16 protein-coding genes and 1 pseudogene are annotated in these 19462 nt (G+C 70.9%); 4 read left to right on the top strand and 13 right to left on the bottom strand.

The genetic code is table 11. From position 1 onward, the window contains the following. The 7 genes and pseudogenes from AC30CM_RS18935 to AC30CM_RS18905 form a co-directional block, all read right to left on the bottom strand. Positions 1 to 365 (bottom strand): annotated as a pseudogene (locus AC30CM_RS18935) (SAM-dependent methyltransferase); the annotation flags it as partial. Next, positions 362 to 802, bottom strand: a complete 441-nt coding sequence (locus AC30CM_RS18930) for a type II toxin-antitoxin system Rv0910 family toxin (protein ID WP_490118442.1) — start codon at positions 800 to 802, stop codon at positions 362 to 364. The gene AC30CM_RS18930 and the pseudogene AC30CM_RS18935, both read right to left, overlap by 4 nt. A gap of 3 nt (positions 803 to 805) precedes the next feature. Continuing rightward, complete coding sequence (locus AC30CM_RS18925) at positions 806 to 1096, bottom strand: antitoxin (RefSeq protein ID WP_490118441.1); 291 nt, start codon at positions 1094 to 1096, stop codon at positions 806 to 808. An 18-nt stretch (positions 1097 to 1114) separates the two neighbouring features. Further along, positions 1115 to 3493 carry a cation-translocating P-type ATPase gene (locus AC30CM_RS18920; protein ID WP_490118440.1) on the bottom strand — a complete coding sequence of 793 codons (2379 nt, stop codon included), beginning with the start codon at positions 3491 to 3493 and terminating at the stop codon, positions 1115 to 1117. Beyond that, positions 3490 to 5070 carry a serine hydrolase gene (locus AC30CM_RS18915; RefSeq protein WP_490118447.1) on the bottom strand — a complete coding sequence of 527 codons (1581 nt, stop codon included), beginning with the start codon at positions 5068 to 5070 and terminating at the stop codon, positions 3490 to 3492. The genes AC30CM_RS18920 and AC30CM_RS18915 overlap by 4 nt, the downstream gene beginning before the upstream one ends. 35 nt (positions 5071 to 5105) lie before the next feature. Next, the gene (locus tag AC30CM_RS18910; RefSeq protein WP_490118439.1) at positions 5106 to 6212 is read right to left on the bottom strand and encodes an MBL fold metallo-hydrolase; all 1107 of its coding nucleotides are present in this window, start codon (positions 6210 to 6212) and stop codon (positions 5106 to 5108) included. A 2-nt stretch (positions 6213 to 6214) separates the two neighbouring features. Beyond that, positions 6215 to 6949, bottom strand: a complete 735-nt coding sequence (locus AC30CM_RS18905) for an enoyl-CoA hydratase (protein WP_490118438.1) — start codon at positions 6947 to 6949, stop codon at positions 6215 to 6217. Between the two features lie 38 nt (positions 6950 to 6987). On the opposite strand from AC30CM_RS18905, the gene AC30CM_RS18900 reads away from it, so the two are divergent. The 3 genes from AC30CM_RS18900 to AC30CM_RS18890 are packed head-to-tail and all read left to right on the top strand — an operon-like array spanning position 6988 to position 10613. Then, complete coding sequence (locus AC30CM_RS18900) at positions 6988 to 8463, top strand: carboxyl transferase domain-containing protein (RefSeq protein ID WP_490118437.1); 1476 nt, start codon at positions 6988 to 6990, stop codon at positions 8461 to 8463. A 22-nt stretch (positions 8464 to 8485) separates the two neighbouring features. Next, on the top strand, positions 8486 to 9178 hold the full coding sequence (locus AC30CM_RS18895) for a hypothetical protein (RefSeq protein ID WP_490118436.1): 693 nt from the start codon (positions 8486 to 8488) through the stop codon (positions 9176 to 9178). A 52-nt stretch (positions 9179 to 9230) separates the two neighbouring features. After that, the gene (locus AC30CM_RS18890; protein WP_490118435.1) at positions 9231 to 10613 is read left to right on the top strand and encodes an NAD(P)-binding protein; all 1383 of its coding nucleotides are present in this window, start codon (positions 9231 to 9233) and stop codon (positions 10611 to 10613) included. Here AC30CM_RS18890 and AC30CM_RS18885 read toward each other — a convergent pair. After that, a complete protein-coding gene (locus tag AC30CM_RS18885; protein ID WP_490118434.1) occupies positions 10602 to 12224 on the bottom strand; it encodes an AMP-binding protein in 1623 nt (540 codons plus the stop codon). The two genes, AC30CM_RS18890 and AC30CM_RS18885, sit on opposite strands and share 12 nt — an antisense overlap. Continuing rightward, positions 12221 to 13909: an AMP-binding protein gene (locus tag AC30CM_RS18880; RefSeq protein ID WP_490118433.1), complete on the bottom strand. Its 1689-nt coding sequence runs from the start codon at positions 13907 to 13909 to the stop codon at positions 12221 to 12223. Before AC30CM_RS18880 ends, AC30CM_RS18885 begins: the two co-directional genes overlap by 4 nt. A 50-nt stretch (positions 13910 to 13959) precedes the next feature. Here AC30CM_RS18880 and AC30CM_RS18875 point away from each other — a divergent pair, with 50 nt between their 5' ends. Further along, on the top strand, positions 13960 to 14763 hold the full coding sequence (locus tag AC30CM_RS18875; protein WP_490118432.1) for a helix-turn-helix transcriptional regulator: 804 nt from the start codon (positions 13960 to 13962) through the stop codon (positions 14761 to 14763). A 4-nt stretch (positions 14764 to 14767) separates the two neighbouring features. On the opposite strand, the gene AC30CM_RS18870 is transcribed toward AC30CM_RS18875, so the two are convergent. The 4 genes from AC30CM_RS18870 to AC30CM_RS18855 form a co-directional block, all read right to left on the bottom strand. Further along, on the bottom strand, positions 14768 to 16222 hold the full coding sequence (locus AC30CM_RS18870; protein WP_490118431.1) for a purine-cytosine permease family protein: 1455 nt from the start codon (positions 16220 to 16222) through the stop codon (positions 14768 to 14770). After that, complete coding sequence (locus AC30CM_RS18865) at positions 16215 to 17048, bottom strand: nitrilase-related carbon-nitrogen hydrolase (RefSeq protein ID WP_490118430.1); 834 nt, start codon at positions 17046 to 17048, stop codon at positions 16215 to 16217. Before AC30CM_RS18865 ends, AC30CM_RS18870 begins: the two co-directional genes overlap by 8 nt. Next, positions 17048 to 18406 (bottom strand): histidinol dehydrogenase, encoded by a 1359-nt coding sequence (hisD, locus tag AC30CM_RS18860; protein ID WP_490118429.1) that lies wholly within the window; start codon positions 18404 to 18406, stop codon positions 17048 to 17050. Before hisD ends, AC30CM_RS18865 begins: the two co-directional genes overlap by 1 nt. Positions 18407 to 18499: 93 nt before the next feature. Beyond that, positions 18500 to 19456: a LysR family transcriptional regulator gene (locus AC30CM_RS18855; RefSeq protein WP_490118428.1), complete on the bottom strand. Its 957-nt coding sequence runs from the start codon at positions 19454 to 19456 to the stop codon at positions 18500 to 18502. Positions 19457 to 19462 lie beyond the last annotated feature (6 nt).

Here is a 19462-nt window from a genome sequence, read left to right as displayed (position 1 = left end):
GGCCGCGGCGGCGGGCCCACGATGCCCAGGCCGACGGCACCCGCCACCGCGGTCAGCGCGTCGCGCACGCCGGGGCGCCGAGGCCGCGCGGCCGTGTCCCCTGCCTGACTTTCCCACGCCTGACGGAAACCGGCCGCCACGTCGCCCTCGACGTCCAGGTCGCCCGTGACGTAGGCCCGTGCCAACCCCATCTCACCCGGCGCCCAGAGCAACCGACGCAGCGCACGCCGGTTGCGCACCACCAGGACGGGCCCCTCGGCAGGACCCGCCTCGCTGCCGTCCCACGCGCGCACCCGCACGGGTAGATCGATGCCGGCACCGGCGCGCACCAGCGCGGCGATGCGTTCGGCGACGGGGCGCCTCACGCGAAGACCGTCGTGAACTTCTCCAGCGACGCCTTGATGTCACCCTTCAGCGCGCCCGCGACGACCATGCCGATGGGTCCGAACAACGCGGGCCCACCGAGGTGCACGTCGAACGTCACCACCGACCGCGACGGGTCGTCACCCGCGGGCTTGATCTTGCCCATCAGCTTGACCTTGACGCCGCCCTTGCCGTTGCCGTTGAGCGTCATCGACTGCGGCGGCTTCCAGTTGACGATGGTCCAGTCGATGCGGTTGAGCATGCCCATCACCTCGATGATCGACGTGATCTGGGTGCCCTTGTCGAGGGTGTCGGGCAGCTGCGAACGCCACACGCGGTGCACGCTGAGCCATTCCTTGTAGCGCGACAGGTCGGAGGCGGCCGCCCAGGCCTTCTCGGGCGGGAGCGGGACCTCGACCGATTCGGAGAGCTTCGCCATGCGCTACGACGTGGGAGGAGCCGTCGGCGGCTGCTGGGCGGGCGGAGCAGCGGGCGGCTGCTGGGGCGGCGGCGCCTGCCCGGACTGCTGCGTCGGAGGCACCTGAGGTTGCTGCGGCGGCGCACCGGCCTGCTCGCGGGCCGCCTTCTTCGCGGCGTCCTGCACCTTGTCGACGGCACCGGCGTACTTGTTGCCGGTCTTCTGGTCGACGATGTCCCCGACCTTGTCGATGGCCGTGTCGACCTTGTCGGCGTTGTTCGCCACCAGGTTCTTCACCTTGTCCAGGAATCCCATGCGACCAGCCTAGCGAGATCAGTCGGGCTTCTTCCAGAGCCGTCGCGGCTCGCCGATCATCCGGCCCTGCACCCACCAGACGACCTCGATCACCGCGGCGCCCGCCGCACCGATCAGCAGCGCGGTCGCCGTGGTGGTCGGGTTGCCGGCATCGAGCAGGAACAGGTCACGCGCCGTCGGCACCGCGAAGATCACCACGTAGGCCACACCCGCCGCCGCCACCAGCGCCACCCGCCACCACTCGTAGGGCCGGGCCACCACCGCCAGCACCCACAGGGCGCTGACGAGCAGGGTCATCAGCGCCGCCGTCGACGCCTGCGTCTGTTCCAGCGGCGAGGCCGCACGCCCCTGGTAGGCCAACAGGTACGAGGTGAACGTCGCGCCGCCCACCACGACGCCGCTGGGCAGCGCCGAGGTCATGACGCGCCGCACGAACCCGGGATGGGCACGCTCGGCGTTGGGGGCCAGCGACAGGATGAACGCCGGGATGCCGATGGTGAACCACGCCGCGATGGTCACGTGAATGGGTTGGAACGGGAACGGCAGCGGGTCGGATCCGAACAGCTTCGAGGCCAGGCCCGCCAGCCCCACGGCCATCGCCAGCAGCACCGAGTACACCGTCTTGGTGAGGAACAGGTTGGAGACGCGCTCGATGTTGCCGATGACGCGACGTCCCTCGCCCACCACGTAGGGCAGCGTGGCGAACCTGTTGTCCAGCAGCACGATCTGTGCGACGGCGCGGGACGCCGAGCTGCCCGAGCCCATCGCAACACCGATGTCGGCGTCCTTGAGCGCCAGCACGTCGTTGACGCCGTCGCCGGTCATGGCGACGGTGTGCCCACGCGACTGCAGCGCGTGCACCATCGCCCGCTTCTGATCGGGGCGGACGCGGCCGAACGTGGTGTACTCCTGCAGCGCGTCGGCCAGTCGTTCGGGCTCGCTGGGCAGTTTGCGGGCGTCCATCGTCTCGCCGTGCAGGCCCAGCGTGCCCGCCACCGCCCCCACCGACACCGCGTTGTCCCCACTGATCACCTTGACCGTGACCTTCTGCGACGCGAAGTAGTCCAACGTGTCCCTGGCATCGGGGCGCACACGCTGCTCCAGCACCACCAGGGCCACCGGCGTCACCACGCCGGGCGCGTCGGGCGCATCGACCGGGCGGTCCGACGATCCCAGCAGCAGCACCCGCAAGCCCCGGGCCCCGATCCGCTCGGCCTCCCGCGCCCGCTCCGACGCCGGATCCAGCAGTACGTCGGGCGCGCCGACGACCCAGTTGCCGCGCTCACCGTAGGACGCGCCACTCCACTTGGTCGCGGACTTGAACGGCGCGCTCGCGGTCGGTGCCCAGCCCGGCGCGTCGGGATACGCCTCGGCGATGGCGGCCATGCTGGCGTTGGGCCGGGCATCGTCGGCGGCCAGCTGTGCCAGCACGTCGGCCACCGGGTCGGTGGTCCCCAGCGCCTCGAGATCGCTGACGCGCATGCCGTTCTCGGTGAGCGTGCCCGTCTTGTCGGCGCACACCACGTCCACGCGCGCCAACCCCTCGATGGCGGGTAGCTCCTGCACCAGGCACTGGCGCTGGCCCAGCCGGACGACCCCCACCGCGAACGCGATCGACGTCATCAGCACCAGCCCCTCGGGCACCATCGGGACCAGCGCGCCCACCATGCGCAGCACCGACTCTCGCCATCCGGCGTCGGTGGTGAACAGCTGCGTGTAGATGATCAGGATCCCCGCCGGGATCAGCAGGTAGGTGATGAACTTCAGGATCTTGTCGATGCCGCTGCGCAGCTCGGACTTCACCAGGGTGAACTTGCTGGCCTCCTCGGCGAGCTTGGCGGCGTACGCCTCCCGCCCCACCTTGGTCGCGCGGTAGGCGCCGCTGCCCGCCACCACGAAGCTGCCCGACATGACGCGGTCCCCGACGTGCTTGACGATGGGATCGGCCTCGCCGGTCAGCAGCGACTCGTCGACCTCCAGGTTGACCTGTTCGAGCACGTCGCCGTCGACCACGATCTGGTCGCCGGGTCCCAGCTCGATGACGTCGTCGAGCACCACCTCGCTGGGCGGGCGGGCGCTGGTGCCCGACCGGCGGCGCACGGTGGGCCGGGCCTGCCCCACGATCGCCAGCTTGTCCAGGGTGCGCTTGGCACGCAGCTCCTGGATGATGCCGATGCCGCTGTTGGCGACGATCAACAGGCCGAACAAGCCGTTGATGAGCGAACCGGTGGACACCACGATGGCCAACAGCACGCCGAGGATGGCGTTGATGCGCGTGAAGACGTTGGCGCGCACGATCTCCGAGACGCTGCGCGCGGCCCGGGCCGGGACGTCGTTGGTCTTGCCGCCGGCGACGCGCTCGGCGACCTCGGCGTCGGTCAGGCCTGCGCTGCTCATCGGGTGAACGTCCCCATGCCGTCGGAGTCGTAGTACTCCAGCGTCAACCGGTTCCCGTCGAACGTCGCCTTCGAGATGGACCCGGGCACCGAGTTCTCGCTGACGAACGAGAACGTGAACACGTTGCCGTCCCAATGCCGCAGCGGCACCACCAGTTTGGGCCCGATGGCCAGGCTCAGCCCGCCGTCGGTCGCAGTGACGCGGGCGGGACCGTAATAGGGGTTGGCGTACGTGCCGACGTAGGTCGACAACGGTGCCGGCGGCGCCGGACTGGCCGGTCGCGGCTGCCCGACGAGCGCACCCAGCGGCTTCTCCATGGCGGCGAACGGCGCCTCGTACAGCGGATACCAGTCCTCGCGGATCTCGCCGAACTGCACCAGATCGGCGAACTGCGCCGTCAGCGCCTCCGGCACGCCCTTGGGCGTGGCGTTGGTCAACGCCACGATGCCGACGTCGGCGGACGGCAGGAACAGCACGTTCGTGCCCGCGCCGAGTTCGAACGCCCCGGAATGGCTGAGCTGTACGCGGGCGGCCGAGGTGGTCCCCACGTTGAAGCCGAAACCGTAGGACCCCGTGCGCATCGCGGGCTCGGTGGGCGGGTTGGACACGATCTGCGGGGTGAGTGCGGGCAGCAGCGCGGCGGGCGCCACGACCTGCTTGCCGTCGACCGTCCCGTCGCCGAGCACCATCGCCATCCACTTCGCCATGTCGTCGGCCGAACTACTGACACCACCGGCGGGCGACTGCGCCTGGGGGTCCCGGACGTACTGCGGCGAGTACCCGCCGTCGATCGCGATGTGGCCCGCCGCGCGGTTGGGCCTGGCCTGGTAGTCGGCGAAGTTCGAACTCGTCGACGCCATGCCCAGCGGGCCGTACATGACGTCCCGGCACAGGTCCTCCCACGACTTGCCTGCCCGGGCGGCGACGGCCTCGGCGCCGGCCGTGAACCCGAAGTTCGTGTAGGCGTACGACACCCGGAACGGATCCAGCGGCAGCTGCCGCAGCCGTTCCAGCACCTGGCGGCGGTCGTAGCCCATGTCCTCGAGCAGGTCGCCGGCGTGGTCGGGCAGACCGGAGCGGTGCGAGAGCATGTCGCCCACCGTGACCATCTTCGTGACGGCAGGGTCGGACAGCGCGAACCACGGCAGCGCGTCGACGATCGGCGTGTCCCAGCCGATGGCCCCCCGGCCCACCTCGTGGGCCACCACCGTGGCGCCGACGGGCTTCGACAGCGATGCCAGCTGGAACACCGTGTCGGCATCCACCTGGTTGGCCTGACCCCCGCCGTTGCGATTGTCCTTGACGCCGAAACCCTTGGCGTACACCGTCTTCCCGCCATGCACCACGGCCACCGACATGCCGGGGATGCCCGACTTCTGCATCAGGTCCGCCACCAGGCCGTCGATCCGATCGACCGCCTTGTCAACGGCGTTGTCCGGCAACGGCATTGCCGGCGCCAGCGGAGGGGGCACGTCCGACAGCGACGACGTCGCCGTCGGACCGGCGCCGCCGTCCGACGGTGAGCCGCAGCCCACCAGCAGGGCGAGGACGCTCGCCGACACCAGGAGCCGCCTCATCACGATCACAGGTCGCACGAACGTACGCTATCGGTTCAGCTGCTCCACCACGCGTCCAACGCCGACACCCGGCCCGCCACGCGCTGTCCCGGTCGCGGTGCCGCCACGGTGACACGCTCGTCCGCCGCGGCGGCGAGCAACCGCTCGACGGGCTCGGACCACGGGTGCGGCGCCAACCGAAACGTCGCCCAGTGGATCGGTACCAGCACGCCGTCGTCGCTGACGTCGCGGTGCGCGCGCACCGCTTCCTCCGGGTTCATGTGCACGTCCGGCCAGCCCGGGTGATACGCCCCGATGGGCATCAGCGTGGCGTCGAAGGGGCCGTACTCGGAGCCGATGTCGCCGAAGATCTTGCCGTAGCCGGTATCGCCGCCGAAGAACACCCGGTGCCGGGGACCCAGCAGCGCCCACGACGACCACAGCGTCACGTTGCGATTGACGAAGCGGCCCGAGAAGTGTCGGGCCGGGGTGCACACCAGCCTCAGGTCGCCCAACGTGGCGCCGGCGTTCCAGTCCAGCTCGACGATGCGATCCGCCGGGATTCGCCAGGTGCGCAGATGCTCGCCGATGCCCAGCGGCACGAAGAACTTCGCGCGCTGCGTCCGCGCCAGCGCCATGATGGTGTCGACGTCCAGATGGTCGTAGTGGTCGTGGCTGATCACGACGGCGTCGATGGCCGGCAGCGCCTCCAACGGCGCGGGCACCGGGTGCAGCCGCTGCGGACCGACCGCCCGCGACGGCGAACACCGCTCGCTCCACACCGGGTCGGCCAGGATGCGGTAGCCGTCGAGTTCGATCATCACCGACGAGTGCCCGAACCAGGTGAAGGCCAACTCGCCCGCGGGCAGTCCCACCTCCGGCGTGACGAGCGGCACCGGGTTCGCCGGCCGCTGCCTGCCGCCGTTGGTCAGGACGTCGCAGACCAACAGCCACTGCTCCCGGCGGTCCAGCTCGAACATCGACGCCGGCTCGGCGTTGTGGAACACCCCGTCGCGGTAGTTCGGTGAGCGCCGCGCCACGCCGGCGATCTGCGCGGGCGACGCGCCCAGCGCCGACGGCGTCCCCTGCAGGGCACGCAACGCCCAGCCCCCGCCGACGAGCGCGGCCGTCCCGCCGACCAGCCGCACCGCCTCGCGCCACACGGCTACGCGCCCTTGAAGTTCGCGGGTCGCTTCTCGATGCGCGCCACCTGGGCCTCGATGATGTCCTGGCTGGACCACGCCCGGTCGAACAGCTCCTGGTGTGCGGGCCACGGATCCTCGTACGCGCCGTCGTCGTTGAGCACGCGCTTGGCGTGCTGCAGCGCCAGCGGTGCGAAACCCGCGATCTCGGCGGCCCACTCCTGGGCGTCGGCGAGCGTGCCGATGCGGTTCGCGAGCCCGGTCTGCAGGGCGGCCTCGGCGGGCAGCTTCTCCGCACCCAGCAGCATGGCCCTGGCACGGCCGTGGCCCACCAGCGAGACCAGCCGGCGGATGCTCCAGTTGTCCAGCGCGATGCCGTACTTGGCGACGGGGAACTGGAAGTACGCCTCGGGCGCCACGACGCGCAGGTCGCAGATCATCGACAGGATGACGCCCGCCCCGATCGCGGGACCGTTGATGGCGCCGATGACCGGCACCGGCGCGGAGTCGATCGCGAGGTTGAGTGCCCTGGCCTTGTCCGGCAGCTCGTCGGCCACGCCCTGGCCCCCGGACAGGTCGGCGCCGGAGCTGAACACGTGCCCCTGTCCGGTCAGGACGATGGCGCGCACGTCCTGGGCCGCCGCGCCCTCGATGGTCTCGCGCAGACCGTCGACCAGTTCGCCGTTGAGGGCGTTGCGACGTTCGGGCCGCTGCATCTCGATCGTCAGGACGTTGCCGTCCCGGGTGACACCAATCATGCGACCCACATTAACCAGGGGCGAGCTAGCCTCTGGACGTGAGCCGCGCCGAGGAGCTACGCGACGCCGTGCTGGACGAGGGGTCGTTCGTGAGCTGGGACGGCCCCCCGCTCGACGTGCACCCCAGCGCGGACTACGCCGCCGACCTCGCGGCCGCACGGGCCAAGACCGGTCTCGACGAGTCCGTCCTGACCGGCGAGGGCACCGTCTTCGGCCGCCGCGTAGCCGTCGTGGCCTGCGAGTTCGCGTTCCTGGCCGGGTCCATCGGGGTCGCGGCGGCCGAGCGCATCACGGCCGCGGTCGAACGCGCGACGGCGCTGGGGCTGCCGCTGGTCGCGTCGCCGTCCTCCGGCGGCACCCGCATGCAGGAGGGCACCGTCGCCTTCCTCCAGATGGTCAAGATCGCCGCCGCCGTCGAACTGCACAAGCGCGCCCACCTGCCCTACCTGGTGTACCTGCGGCACCCGACCACCGGCGGCGTGTTCGCCTCCTGGGGTTCGCTGGGGCACGTGACGGCCGCCGAGCCCGGCGCGCTCATCGGATTCCTGGGGCCCAGGGTGTACGAGCACCTCTACGGCGAACCGTTCCCGCCGGGCGTACAGACCGCGGAGAACCTGCACCGGCACGGCGTCATCGACGGCGTGGTGCCGCTGGCCCTGCTGCGGTCGACGCTCGACCGCGCGCTGACTGTGCTGTCCGACCCGCCGGGACCCCTGCCCGCCATTCCCGCCCCCGAGACCGTCGACGACGTACCCGCGTGGGATTCGGTGACCGCCTCCCGGCGCCCGGACCGCCCCGGGGTGCGCTACCTGCTGGAGAACGGCACCACCGAGCGGGTGCTGCTCTCGGGCACCGGCGGCCAGGGCGAGGCGGCGACGACGCTGCTGGCGCTGGCCCGGTTCGGCGGCCAACCCGCCGTCGTGGTGGGCCAACAACGCGGCCGCGGCGGCGGCCTGGTGGGGCCCCGGGCGCTGCGGGAAGCCCGGCGCGGCATGGCGCTGGCCGTCAGCGTGGGATTGCCCCTGGTGCTCGTCATCGACACCGTCGGGCCCGCACTGTCCGCCGAGGCCGAGGAGGAGGGCCTGGCCGGCGAGATCGCGCGCTGTCTGGCCGAACTGGTCACCCTCGACACGCCGACGGTGTCGGTGCTGCTGGGCCAGGGCAGCGGCGGCCCCGCACTGGCCATGGTTCCCGCCGACCGGGTACTGGCCGCCCTGCACGGGTGGCTGGCGCCGCTGCCCCCCGAAGGCGCCAGCGCCATCGTCTACCGCGACGTCGAGCATGCCCCGGATCTGGCTGCCGCACAGGGTGTTCGATCGGCAGACCTGCTGCGCAACGGCATCGTCGACGTCGTCGTCGGCGAACACGTCGACGCCGCGGACACGCCGCACGACTTCACCGACCGGCTGTCGGCCACCATCGCCGCCGAGCTGTACGCGCTGCGCGGGCAACCCGCCGACGAGCGGCTGACCGCCCGACTCCGCCGATACCGCCGCATCGGGCTGCCACGCTGACGAGCGGTGGCATGGTGGACCCGTGGACTCCCTGCTGCACTTCGCCGGAAACTTCTGGTGGTTGATCTTCCCCCTCGGCGGTGTGATCGGCGGCGGGGTGCGGGCCATCGCCGCGGCCAACGAGCGCCGCGCCGAACGCCGGCTGGAGCGCTACCGGATCAAACAGCAGACCAAGGTGGCGGTGGCCGAGGCGGCGCAGCGCGCAGGGATGGACCAGGACGCGGCCCGGCGCGAGCTGCTGCGACTGATCGCGCGCCACGAACAGACCGATGCGCGGTGGTTGGACTACGAGGTCGACGTCGCCAAACTGCTGGACTTCCCGCTGATCACCGACATGCGGGAACCACTGACCCTGCGGTTCCACGAGGCGCGCAGCCGCGCCGACCTGCTGCGGCCGGCGAGCGTCGACGACGCGGTCGGCGACCGCGATGCCCAGCTCGCGTACCGCGACGCCGTGCACGCCTACGCGGCGGCCTTCGACGTCGCCGAGGCCGAGGCGATGCGGCGACGCCGCAGCGACTTCTCGAGCACGGACCAGGAGCGCATCGCGCGGGCGCAGGCCCTACTGCGGGTCGCCGCCGACGCGGCCGCGCCGGCGGCCGAGAGGCAGAGCGCGTACGCGAAGGCCACCAGGGAACTCGACGGCCTCGTCGTGCTCCCCGCGGTGACGCGCGGGGCCATCGAGCGTGCCATCGCCGGGGAACTGGAGGCCTGAGAGGCCCGAGGGCCTGCGGCGGGTACCCCGCGGCATGGGGCAAGCTGTCGGGATGCAGACGCTGAAGGCCGACTACCTGGTGGTGGGAGCAGGCGCGATGGGCATGGCGTTCGTCGACACGCTGATCACCGAGACCGACGCGACCGTCGTGCTCGTCGACCGCAACGACCAACCCGGCGGCCACTGGCTGTCGGCGTACCCCTTCGTCCGCCTGCACCAACCGTCGGCGTACTACGGCGTGAACTCCCGCACCCTCGGCACCAACTCCATCGACGCCAGCGGCTGGAACGCCGGGTTCTGGGAACTCGCAGGCGGCAGCGAGGTCGTCGCCTACTACGACACCGTCATGCGTCAGCACCTGCTGCCCTCGGGCCGCGTCCAGTACTTCCCCATGAGCGACTACCTGGGCAGCGACGACACCGGCGCAGGCACCTTCCGCACGCTCGGCGGCGACGAGTACCGCGTCGAGGTCGGCACGCGCACCGTCGACGCCACCTACCTCACCGTCACCGTCCCCTCGATGCGGCCCCCGAGCTACGCCGTCGCCGACGGGGTCACGTGCATCCCACCCAACGCGCTGCCCCGGCAGCGGCGCTTCGAGCGCTACGTCGTGGTCGGCGCGGGCAAGACGTCGATGGACACCTGCACCTGGCTACTGCGCCACGGCATCGCCGCCGCCGACGTCACCTGGATCAAGCCGCGCGAATCCTGGATCCTCGACCGCGCCGCCGTGCAGCCCGGTACCGAGTTCGCCCGCCGCGTGCTGTCGGACTTCTCCGCGCAGTCCCGCGCCATCAAGAAGGCCACCTCCGTCGACGACCTGTACCTGCAGCTGGAGAAGCTGGGTTGTCTGCTGCGCATCGACCAGACGGTCGAGCCCACGATGTACCGCTGCGCCATCCTGTCGCAGCGCGAACTCGAGCAGCTGCGCACCGTCACCGACGTCGTGCGGATGGGCTACGTCCAGTCGATCGAACCCGGCCGCATCACGCTCGACGGCGGCGCCGTCGACACCCCCGCCGACACCCTCTACCTGGACTGCACCGGCGACGGCATCGGCCAGAAGCCGCCGACGCCGGTGTTCGGTTCCGGCGCCATCACGCTGCAGTCGGTGCGCACCTGCCAGCCCGCGTTCAGCGCCTCGGTGATCGCCCACGTCGAGGCCCAAGACATGGACGACGCCACCAAGAACGACTACTGCAGGCCCGTCCCGCACCCGGAGGTACCGCTGGACTGGCTGACGATGACGTTGGCGTTCAACCACAATCAGCTGCGCTGGTTCGACGACCCGGCGATGATGAGCTGGCTCAACCGGTGCCGGCTCAACGCCGTGAGCCACATGCAGACCACCGACGAAGAGGCCCTCCAGGGTGCCGCCATGATCGCGCCCCGACTACACGCCGCGAACGCCAAGCTGACCGAACTACTGTCCTAACCCCAGGATCTCGACGCTGCGCTCGCGCATCTCCACCTTGCGGACCTTGCCGGTGACCGTCATGGGGAACTCGTCGGCCACCACGACGTACCGTGGAATCTTGTAGTGCGCCAGTCTGTCCCGCGCGAATTCGCGGACGGCGGCCGCGTCCAGCGGGTCGCTTCCGGGACGCATCCGCAACCAGGCGCAGATCTCCTCGCCATACCGCTCGTCGGGCACGCCGACCACCTGCGCGTCCTCGACGTCGGGATGGGTGTACAGGAACTCCTCGACCTCACGTGGATAGACGTTCTCGCCGCCGCGGATCACCATGTCCTTGAGCCTGCCCACCACGGCGCAGTAGCCGTCCTCGCGCATCACCGCGAGGTCGCCGGTATGCATCCACCCGTCGGCATCGACGGCCTCCGCGGTCTTCTCGGGCTCGTCCCAGTAGCCGAGCATCACCGAGTACCCGCGCGTGCACAGTTCCCCCGGCTCGCCCCGGCCACGGATCTCGCCGGTGTCGGGGTCGATGACCTTCACCTCCACGTGCGGATGCGCGCGCCCGACGGTCGACGTGCGGCGTTCGAGGTCGTCGTCGATGAGCGTCTGGCACGACACGGGTGACGTCTCGGTCATGCCGTAGGCGATCGCCACCTCGGCCATGTGCATGTCCGTCACGCACCGCTTCATCACCTCGATCGGACACACCGAGCCCGCCATGATCCCCGTCCGTAGCGACGACAGGTCGCGTTCGGAGAACTCGGCGTGATGCTGCATCGCGATGAACATCGTCGGGACGCCGTACAGTCCCGTGCACCGTTCGTCTTCCACGGCCCGCAGGGTGACCCCCGCATCGAATCCGGGCGCCGGGATCACCACGGTGGCGGCGTGGGTGGTGCAGCCGAGGTTTCCCATCACCATGCCGAAGCAGTGGTAGAACGGCACCGGGATGCACAGGCGGTCACCGGGTTTCAGTCCGATCAGCTCGGTGACGAAGTAGCCGTTGTTGAGGATGTTGCGGTGCGACAGCGTCGCCCCCTTGGGAAACCCCGTGGTGCCCGACGTGTACTGGACGTTGATCGGGTCGGTGTCGGCGAGCCCCGCCATGCGCTCGGCCAGCTCCGCGGCCGACACCTCGGAAGCGGCCGCGCGCAACGCCTCCCAGTCGGCGGTGCCGAGGTACACCACGTCGGTGAGCTGCGGCGCGTCCCCGCGCACCTCGGCGATCATCGCCCGGTAGTCCGACGACTTGAACGCCGTCGCCGCGATCAGCAGCCGCGCGCCCGACTGGTTCAGGACGTACGCCAGTTCGTGGCTGCGGTAGGCGGGATTGACGTTCACCAGGATCGCGCCGATCTTCGCCAGCGCGTACTGGGCGACGACCCACTGCGCACAGTTGGGTGCCCACAGGCCCACGCGGTCACCCGCGGTGAGGCCCCTGGCCATCAAACCCCTTGCCACGACGTCGACTTCGGCGTCGAACCCCGCGTAGGTGTAGCGCACGTCCTGCGCGACGTCGACGAGCGCCTCGACGTCCGGGTACGCCGCGGCGATGCGCGCCAGGTTCGCGCCGATGGTCTCGGTGAGGATCGGCACGTCGGTGGGACCGGCGTCGTGGGCGAGCGTCACAGCAGATCCTCGTACCGGTGTTCGGTGGGGATGGGCGTACCCGCGTGGTGGGCGGCCTCCTCGCGCCTGCGCAATTCGACGCGACGGATCTTGCCCGAGATGGTCTTCGGCAATTCGAAGAACTCCACCCGCCGCACCTTCAGGTACGGCGCGACGTGGTCGCGGGCGTACTCCATGATGGCCCGTGCCGTGTCGGCGTCGGCAGGCCACCCGGAGGCCAGCGACACGTAGGCCTTCGGTACCGCGAGCCGAGTGTCGTGGGGCTGCGGCACCACCGCCGCCTCCACCACCGCCGGATGCTCGATGAGCACGCTCTCCAACTCGAACGGCGACACCTTGTAGTCCGAGGACTTGAACACGTCGTCGGTGCGCCCGACGTAGGTGAGGTAGCCGTCGGCGTCACGGCCCGCCACGTCACCGGTGTGGTAGTACCCGCCTGCCATGACGTGCGCATTGCGCTCCGGGTCGCCGACGTAACCCGTCATCAGGTTGCGCGGCGCGGCGCTCAGGTCCAGGCAGATCTCACCCTCGTCGGCCTCCCGGCCGGTCACCGGGTCCACCAGCACCACCGGTACGCCCGGCATGGGCCTGCCCATCGAGCCCGGCTTCACCGGCTGCCCCGGTGTGTTGCCCACCGACAGCGTGGTCTCGGTCTGCCCGAAGCCGTCGCGGATGGTGAGTCCCCACGCCCGCTCGACGCGGGCGATGACGTCGGGGTTCAGCGGCTCCCCCGCGCCCAGGATCTCGCGCAGCCCCGCTGGCCGCTCGCCCAGGTCGGCCTGAATGAGCATGCGCCACACCGTGGGTGGCGCGCAGAACGTGTTCACCCCGGCTCGACGGAGCTGGGCGAGCAATGCGGCGGCGTCGAACCGCGCGTAGTCGTACACGAAGATCGTCGCCTCGGCGATCCACGGGGCGAAGAAGCAGCTCCAGGCGTGCTTGGCCCACCCCGGCGAGCTGATCGCCAGGTGCACGTCGCCGGGACGCACGCCGATCCACGCCATGGTCGACAGGTGCCCCACCGGATAGGACACCTGCGAGTGCTCGACCAGTTTCGGCCGGCTGGTGGTGCCCGACGTGAAGTACACCAGCAGGGGATCGTCGACGTCGGTACGCGCGGCGAACGGCCCCCTCGACGCCACCGCGGCGGCGTCGGCGTAGGCGTGCCACCCGGCGCGCCGGTCCCCCACCGCGATCCGCACGTAGTCGCCGGGGACCTCGTCGAACTTGCCCGCGTCGGCGGCGTTGGCGATGACGTAGCGGGCACCGCCCCTGCCGATGCGGTCGGCGAGGTCGATGGGGCCCAGCGCCCCGGTGGTCGGCATGATGACCGCGCCCAGCTTGGCGACGGCGAGCATGGCCTCCCACAGCTCCACCTGGTTGCCCAGCATGAGGATCACGCGATCGCCCGTGCCGACGCCGAGATCCTCGAGCCACGTCGCGACCTGGTCGGAACGCCGCGCCATCTCGGCGAACGTCACCTTCTGCTCCGAGCCGTCCTCCTCGACGATCCACAGCGCCGGACGCTCGTTCTCGCGCGCCACCACGTCGAACCAGTCGGTCGCCCAGTTGAACCTGCCCGTCAGCTCGGGCCAGGCGAACGTGTCACGGGCCGTGGCGTAGTCGCCGATGACGGCCACCAGGTGGTCGCGTGCGCTGCGGTAGCGGTCGGTGTTGGTGGTCACGCCGACTAGGATCCAGGTCACACTCGAGGCTGCGCTACCCCCGAAGGAGGGTGCCCGTGCTGGCGACCCGGGACTCCGACGTGCTGCGCGCCGAACTGCGCCGGGTGTCCACCGAGAGCCGGGTACCGGTGCTGTTCGGCGGCGAGGTGCACGGTGACGGACTGCTGCTCAGCGAGTTCATCGGCACCAGGACCGGGCTGCTGCGCGGGCTGGTGGTGCGGTCCAGTTCCGGGCTGGGCGGCGCCAGCATGGTGGCCGGCAGGCCGATGTCGGTGGCCGACTACCGCAACTGCGGCAGCATCACCCACGACTACGACCATCCGGTGCTCAGCGAGGGCATCCGATCGGTGCTGGCCGTTCCCGTGGTCGTCGACGGGGTGCCCCGCGCGGTGCTCTACGGCGCCTACCGGACCGGCGCGCCCGTCGGCGGACGCGCGGCCGACCTGGTGGTGGGCTCGGCCCGCCGCATCGCCGACGAGATGCGCATCCGCGACGAAGTGGACCGTCGGCTCGCGCTGCGCCTGGTGGCTCAGACCCCCGAGCACGTCCGCGAGGTCCACGCCGAACTGCGGCGGCTGGCCGCGGCCGGCGCCCCGGTGCCGAGCGATGCCGTGCGCACCCTGGCAGACCGGCTTGCCGGTGCCGACGCGCCCGCCGAGGTGGGCCTGAGCGCCCGCGAACTCGACGTGCTGACCCAAGTGGCGCTCGGCCACACCAATGCCGAGGCGGCACGCCGGCTCTCGCTCAAACCCGAGACCGTCAAGAGCTATCTGCGCAGCGCATCGGCCAAACTCGGCACCCGCACGCGCCTCGAGGCCGTCAACCGAGCCCGCGGCCACGGGCTGCTGCCGTAGCCGGCTACGTCTCGACCGGCGCCGACCGGCCCGCGAACGTCACAGCGGCCATGCCGTGCTCGCGCGAATCCGCCTCGGCCTTGGCCGTTTCCGCGGCCAGGTCCAGCGACCGTGCCATCAGGACGTAGGCGATGGCCGACACCAGCAGGCCCACGAACAGCGCCACGTCGACGCCGCCGAGCGCCGCGGCGACGGGGCCGGTGTACCAGACCGTGACCACGAACGGGATCATCGCGACGATGCCGATGGCGTAGGCGGCCAGGCCGCGCCACCCCCACGACCCGTAAACGCCCCCGTCGGCGACGAAGATCTCGCGGATGGCGTAGTGGCCGCGCCGCACCACGTAGTAGTCCACCAGGTTCACCGACGTCCACGGCACCAGCAGGTACAGCAGCACCACCAGGAAGCTGGAGAAGTTCGCGAGGAACTCGCCCGACGACAGGACGGCGCCCAGGAGTCCCGCCCCGGCGATGACGCTGCATGCGACGATCCGCAGCCTGCGGGTGGGCTGGACGGGCCGGAAGGAGTCCACCATGGTGATCAGCTCCAGCGACGCCGCGTAGACGTTGACGGTGATCACGGTGACCAGGCCCGGCAGCGCCGCCACCAGCAGCCACGTCCCCGACCCGGGCAGCAGGGCGTCGGCGGCGTTGCGGACCGCCTCCAGCGGCGACAGATCGGCGAACACGCCGGCCACCAGAGCGCCCAGGGCCATCAGCCACGACGCCCCGACGAACACGCCGGAATAGGTGTACCACAACGCCTTTCGGGGGCTGGTCTGCGGCGGGAGGTAGCGCGAGTAGTCCGACACGTAGGGCGCCCACCCCAGGGCGTACGCCGCGGCGGCACCGAACTGCACCAGGAACGCCGCCCAGGTGAACCCACCGAACCCGAACTGCGCCATCGGAACGTCCAGCCACACCAGCGCGGCCACCGTGAACACGCCGAACGTGGCCAGGAACAGCCACGTGAGCCACGTCTGGAAGCGGTGGATCCAGTGGTAGCCGTAGATCGCCAGCGTCAACGCCAGCGCCGTGATGATCACGAACCAGAGGTCGCGCAGGTCCGTGCCGGTGGCCAGCGTGATGACGTCGGCCGCCAGGATCTGGTTGAACACGTTGAACCCGACGATGCTGAACACCACCACCGCGCAGATGACCACCACGCCCCGGTAGCCGAACTGTGCGCGCGACTGGATCATCTGCGGCAGCCCGAGCTGCGGGCCCTGCGCGGAGTGGAACGCGGTGAACACCGTGCCGACGGCGGCACCCAGGACGATGGCCACCAGCGAGGTCAGGAACGACGCCCCGAGGGCAGCGCCGACCATGCCGGTGGCCAGCGTCGTCAGGTTGGCGTTCGACATGAACCACAGTGGAAACAGCGTCGACGGTTTGCCCCGCCGCTCCGCCAGCGGAACCCAGTCGATGGACTTCGATTCGATCGCGGATGACTCAGGCATGGATTCCTCGCTCGCTGCTCAGGTGGTTCTCGCGGTCATAGAGGTCGGGCCGACGGTCGCCGAACAGATCGTTGTACGCGCCCAGCGACTTGTCGTGGTGCAGTGCGACGGTCGCGGCGGCGATGCCGTGCTCGTCGGGGGTGGCGCACACCCAGCCGTCTTGTGAGACGACGGCGGTGCCACCGGTCCACACCACGCCCCGCTCGCTGCCATGACGATCGGCGATGACCGTCGGCAAGCGCGACGAGCGCGCCGCGGCCATCGCCTGGATGGTCTCCGGTGGCAGGGACCCCGCCGGGCGGTCCACCAGTGGCCAGTTCACCGGCAGCGCCAGCACCTGGGCGCCGCGCAGCGCGAGTTGCCGTGGTACCTCCGGGAACTCGTTGTCGTAGCAGATCGCCACGCCGAGTGTGCCGATCGGGGTGTCCATGACCGCACCGGCCTCGTCGCCGGGGGTGAACACCTCGCGCTCGACGGCCCACAGATGCGACTTGCGGTAGCACCCCAGAACTCCGTCGCGCGTCAGCACCAGCGCCGAGTTGAACAGGCGTCCGCCCGCGCTCTCGCAGAACCCCACGACGGCCACCGCGCCTTCGGGCACGGCTGCCGCGACCGCGTCCCAGCGCGCGTCGTCGACCGTCGTGGCCAGCTGTCGGGCCTCGGCGGCGTCGGCGAACACGTAACCACTGGTGCACAACTCGGGGAAGACGACGAGGGCGGGACCATCGGGGACGCCGGCGAGGACGTCGCGCACGCGGGCCAGGTTGCCGTCGACGTCCCCGAAGACCACCGTCGCCGCGACGGCCACGAGCCCGACCCCGGCCATCAGCGCTCCCGGTCGACGGCCGGGGTGCCGTCGAACGCCCCGGAGTGCCTGCCGATCTCGTCGATGCGGATGGTGGCCGTGGCCTCGTGTGCGGCCAGTCCCTCGAAGGCGGAGATGCGTTCGACGGCGGGCGCGAGCGCCGCGGTGGCCTCGCGCTGGGCCCGCTGGTAGGTCAGCGGCTTGAGGAACCGCGACACCGACAGCCCGGCGTTGTAGCGCGCCGTCTTCCCGGTGGGCAGCACGTGGTTGGTGCCCGCGATGCCCTTGTCCGAGTAGGCGACCGTGCTCCACGGCCCGATGAACAGCGAGCCGTAGTTGCGCAGCTCCTTGAGGAAGTAGTCGTCGTCGTCGGTCTGCACCTCGAGGTGCTCGGGGCCCAACACGTCGCTGATGGCCGCGGCCTGGGCCCGGTCGGTGGCCACGATCACCGAACCGAAGTCACGCCAGGCGGCGCCGGCGATCTCCCGCGTGCTCAGGGTGGCCAATTGCCGATCGATGGCCTCGATCACCCTGCGCCCCAACGATTCCGACGTGGTGATGAGCGCGGCCGGCGAGTTGGGGCCGTGCTCGGCCTGACCCAGCAGATCGGCGGCCACCCATTCCGGGTTGGCGGTGCCGTCGGCCAGGACGGCGACCTCGGACGGGCCGGCCAGCAGGTCGATGCCGACCAGGCCGAAGAGCTGACGCTTGGCTTCGGTGACGAAGGCGTTGCCCGCACCCACCAGCATGTCGACGGGGGCGTCACCCAGCAGGCCGAAGGCCATGGCGCCCAACGCCTGGACACCGCCGAGCGCGAACACGCGATCGGCGCGCGAGAGGTACGCGCCGTAGAGCACCGCGGGGTGCGCACCGTGCTCACCCGATGGCGGGGTGCAGGCCAGCACCGTGGGAACCCCTGCCGCCTTGGCCACGCCGACGGTCATGAAGGCGCTGGCGAGCAGCGGGAACCGGCCCGCGGGCAGGTAGGCGCCGACGCGGGTCACCGGCACGTACTGGACGCCGCCGACGACGCCGGGCGCGAGATCGACTTCGAAGTCGCTCAGATGCGTGCGGGTGGCAGTCGCGAAGCGGTGGGTGCGCTCGTAACCGAGGTCCATGGAGGCGCGCACGTCGGCGGGCAGCGCGTCTCCGCTGCGACGCAGCTCGGCGTCGCTCACCTCGACGTCGCCGCTCCAGCCGTCGAGTTCGCGGGAGTAGGCGCGCACGGCGTCCATGCCGTTGCGCTCGATGTCGGTCAACATCTCCGAGACGCGTTCGACGACCTTGGGGTCGCGCTGCGCGGGCGGGCCGTCGACGGCGGGTCGCTTGAGCCAGGTGAACGGTCCGAGGGCGCGGGCTTCGGCGGCGGTGATCTGCATGGCGGCGACGCTAGGCCCAAACCAGCCGAAGGACTAGAAGGGTGATTCCTGCACGAACCACAGGATAATCCTGTATCAGGGAAACGCTGCAGTTCAGACGCGGCGATGGTCGATCAGCGGTACCGCCCGCGCGCCCGAATCGTCGTGTGCCGGCGGCACCACGGGCAGATCGCGCACGGTGTCCTCGGCCAGGCGCGCGAACTCCCGGGTGGCGTTCGACAGCGGCCTGCCGCGATGCTGGGCGAGCGCGATGGTGTCGTAGAGCGGCTCGGCGAACGCCACGGTGTGCAACCCGCGCGGGAACGCGCCGCTGGCGATGACAGCACCGCTGACGAGGGTGTCACCGACGCCGGCGGCCACCAGCTTGAGCGCCGACTCGACGTGCTCGACCTCGATCACCGGTTCGAGCCGAAACCCGGCCAGCTGGGCGCGCTCGGCGAGCTGGCGTCGCGTCGGGTCCTTCCAGCCGTAGTGCGCGTCGTACAGCACCAGCCGGGCACGCGCGACGTGACCGATGGTGACCGGTGCGTCCAGCGGTGCGGCGCTGACGTAGAACACCTCGTCGCGCAGCAGCGGACGCACCGTCAGGTCCTCGTCGTCGATCGGCAGGATCAGCATGCCCGCCTCGATCTCGCCCGCCTGGATCGCCGCGGCGGTCTCGGCCGAGTTCTGCCCGACCAGCCGCACCCGCACCGCCGGATAACGCATGTGGAAGGTCTGCACCAGGTGCGAGAGCAGGTAGTAGTCCGCGTTGCGCGGCACGCCGAACGTCGCCGTCCCCCCGCCCAACGACCCCGCCGCGCGCACTGCCTGCACGCCGCCGTCGGCCGCGTGTACCGACTGCTGCGCGTACGGCAGCAGCTCCCGGCCCGCCGCCGTCAGCGCCAACCGCCTGCTGCCGCGCACGAACAACTGCGCGTCGAGCTCCTCCTCCAGCCGGCGCACCAACTCCGACACCGACGCCTGCGCCATCTGCAGGGCCTCGGCCGCCGCGGTGAAGGACCCCAGCCGCTCCGCCACCACGAAGGCCCGCAGTTGGTTGAGCGTCATGCTCGG

The sequence above is a fragment of the Mycobacterium sp. DHQP2018-32-09 genome, from assembly GCF_058148405.1.
This window is presented reverse-complemented; position numbering and strand designations above follow the sequence as displayed.

Bases quoted from the DNA above. Each gene is read 5' to 3' on its own strand.
- AC30CM_RS18905 (WP_490118438.1), bottom strand. From the start codon at position 6,949: ATGATTGGTGTCACCCGGGACGGCAACGTCCTGACGATCGAGATGCAG.
- AC30CM_RS18865 (WP_490118430.1), bottom strand. From the start codon at position 17,048: ATGGCCGGGGTCGGGCTCGTGGCCGTCGCGGCGACGGTGGTCTTCGGG.
- AC30CM_RS18925 (WP_490118441.1), bottom strand. From the start codon at position 1,096: ATGGGATTCCTGGACAAGGTGAAGAACCTGGTGGCGAACAACGCCGAC.
- AC30CM_RS18930 (WP_490118442.1), bottom strand. From the start codon at position 802: ATGGCGAAGCTCTCCGAATCGGTCGAGGTCCCGCTCCCGCCCGAGAAG.
- AC30CM_RS18920 (WP_490118440.1), bottom strand. From the start codon at position 3,493: ATGAGCAGCGCAGGCCTGACCGACGCCGAGGTCGCCGAGCGCGTCGCC.
- AC30CM_RS18855 (WP_490118428.1), bottom strand. From the start codon at position 19,456: ATGACGCTCAACCAACTGCGGGCCTTCGTGGTGGCGGAGCGGCTGGGG.
- AC30CM_RS18915 (WP_490118447.1), bottom strand. From the start codon at position 5,070: ATGAGGCGGCTCCTGGTGTCGGCGAGCGTCCTCGCCCTGCTGGTGGGC.
- AC30CM_RS18870 (WP_490118431.1), bottom strand. From the start codon at position 16,222: ATGCCTGAGTCATCCGCGATCGAATCGAAGTCCATCGACTGGGTTCCG.
- AC30CM_RS18890 (WP_490118435.1), top strand. From the start codon at position 9,231: ATGCAGACGCTGAAGGCCGACTACCTGGTGGTGGGAGCAGGCGCGATG.
- hisD (WP_490118429.1), bottom strand. From the start codon at position 18,406: ATGCAGATCACCGCCGCCGAAGCCCGCGCCCTCGGACCGTTCACCTGG.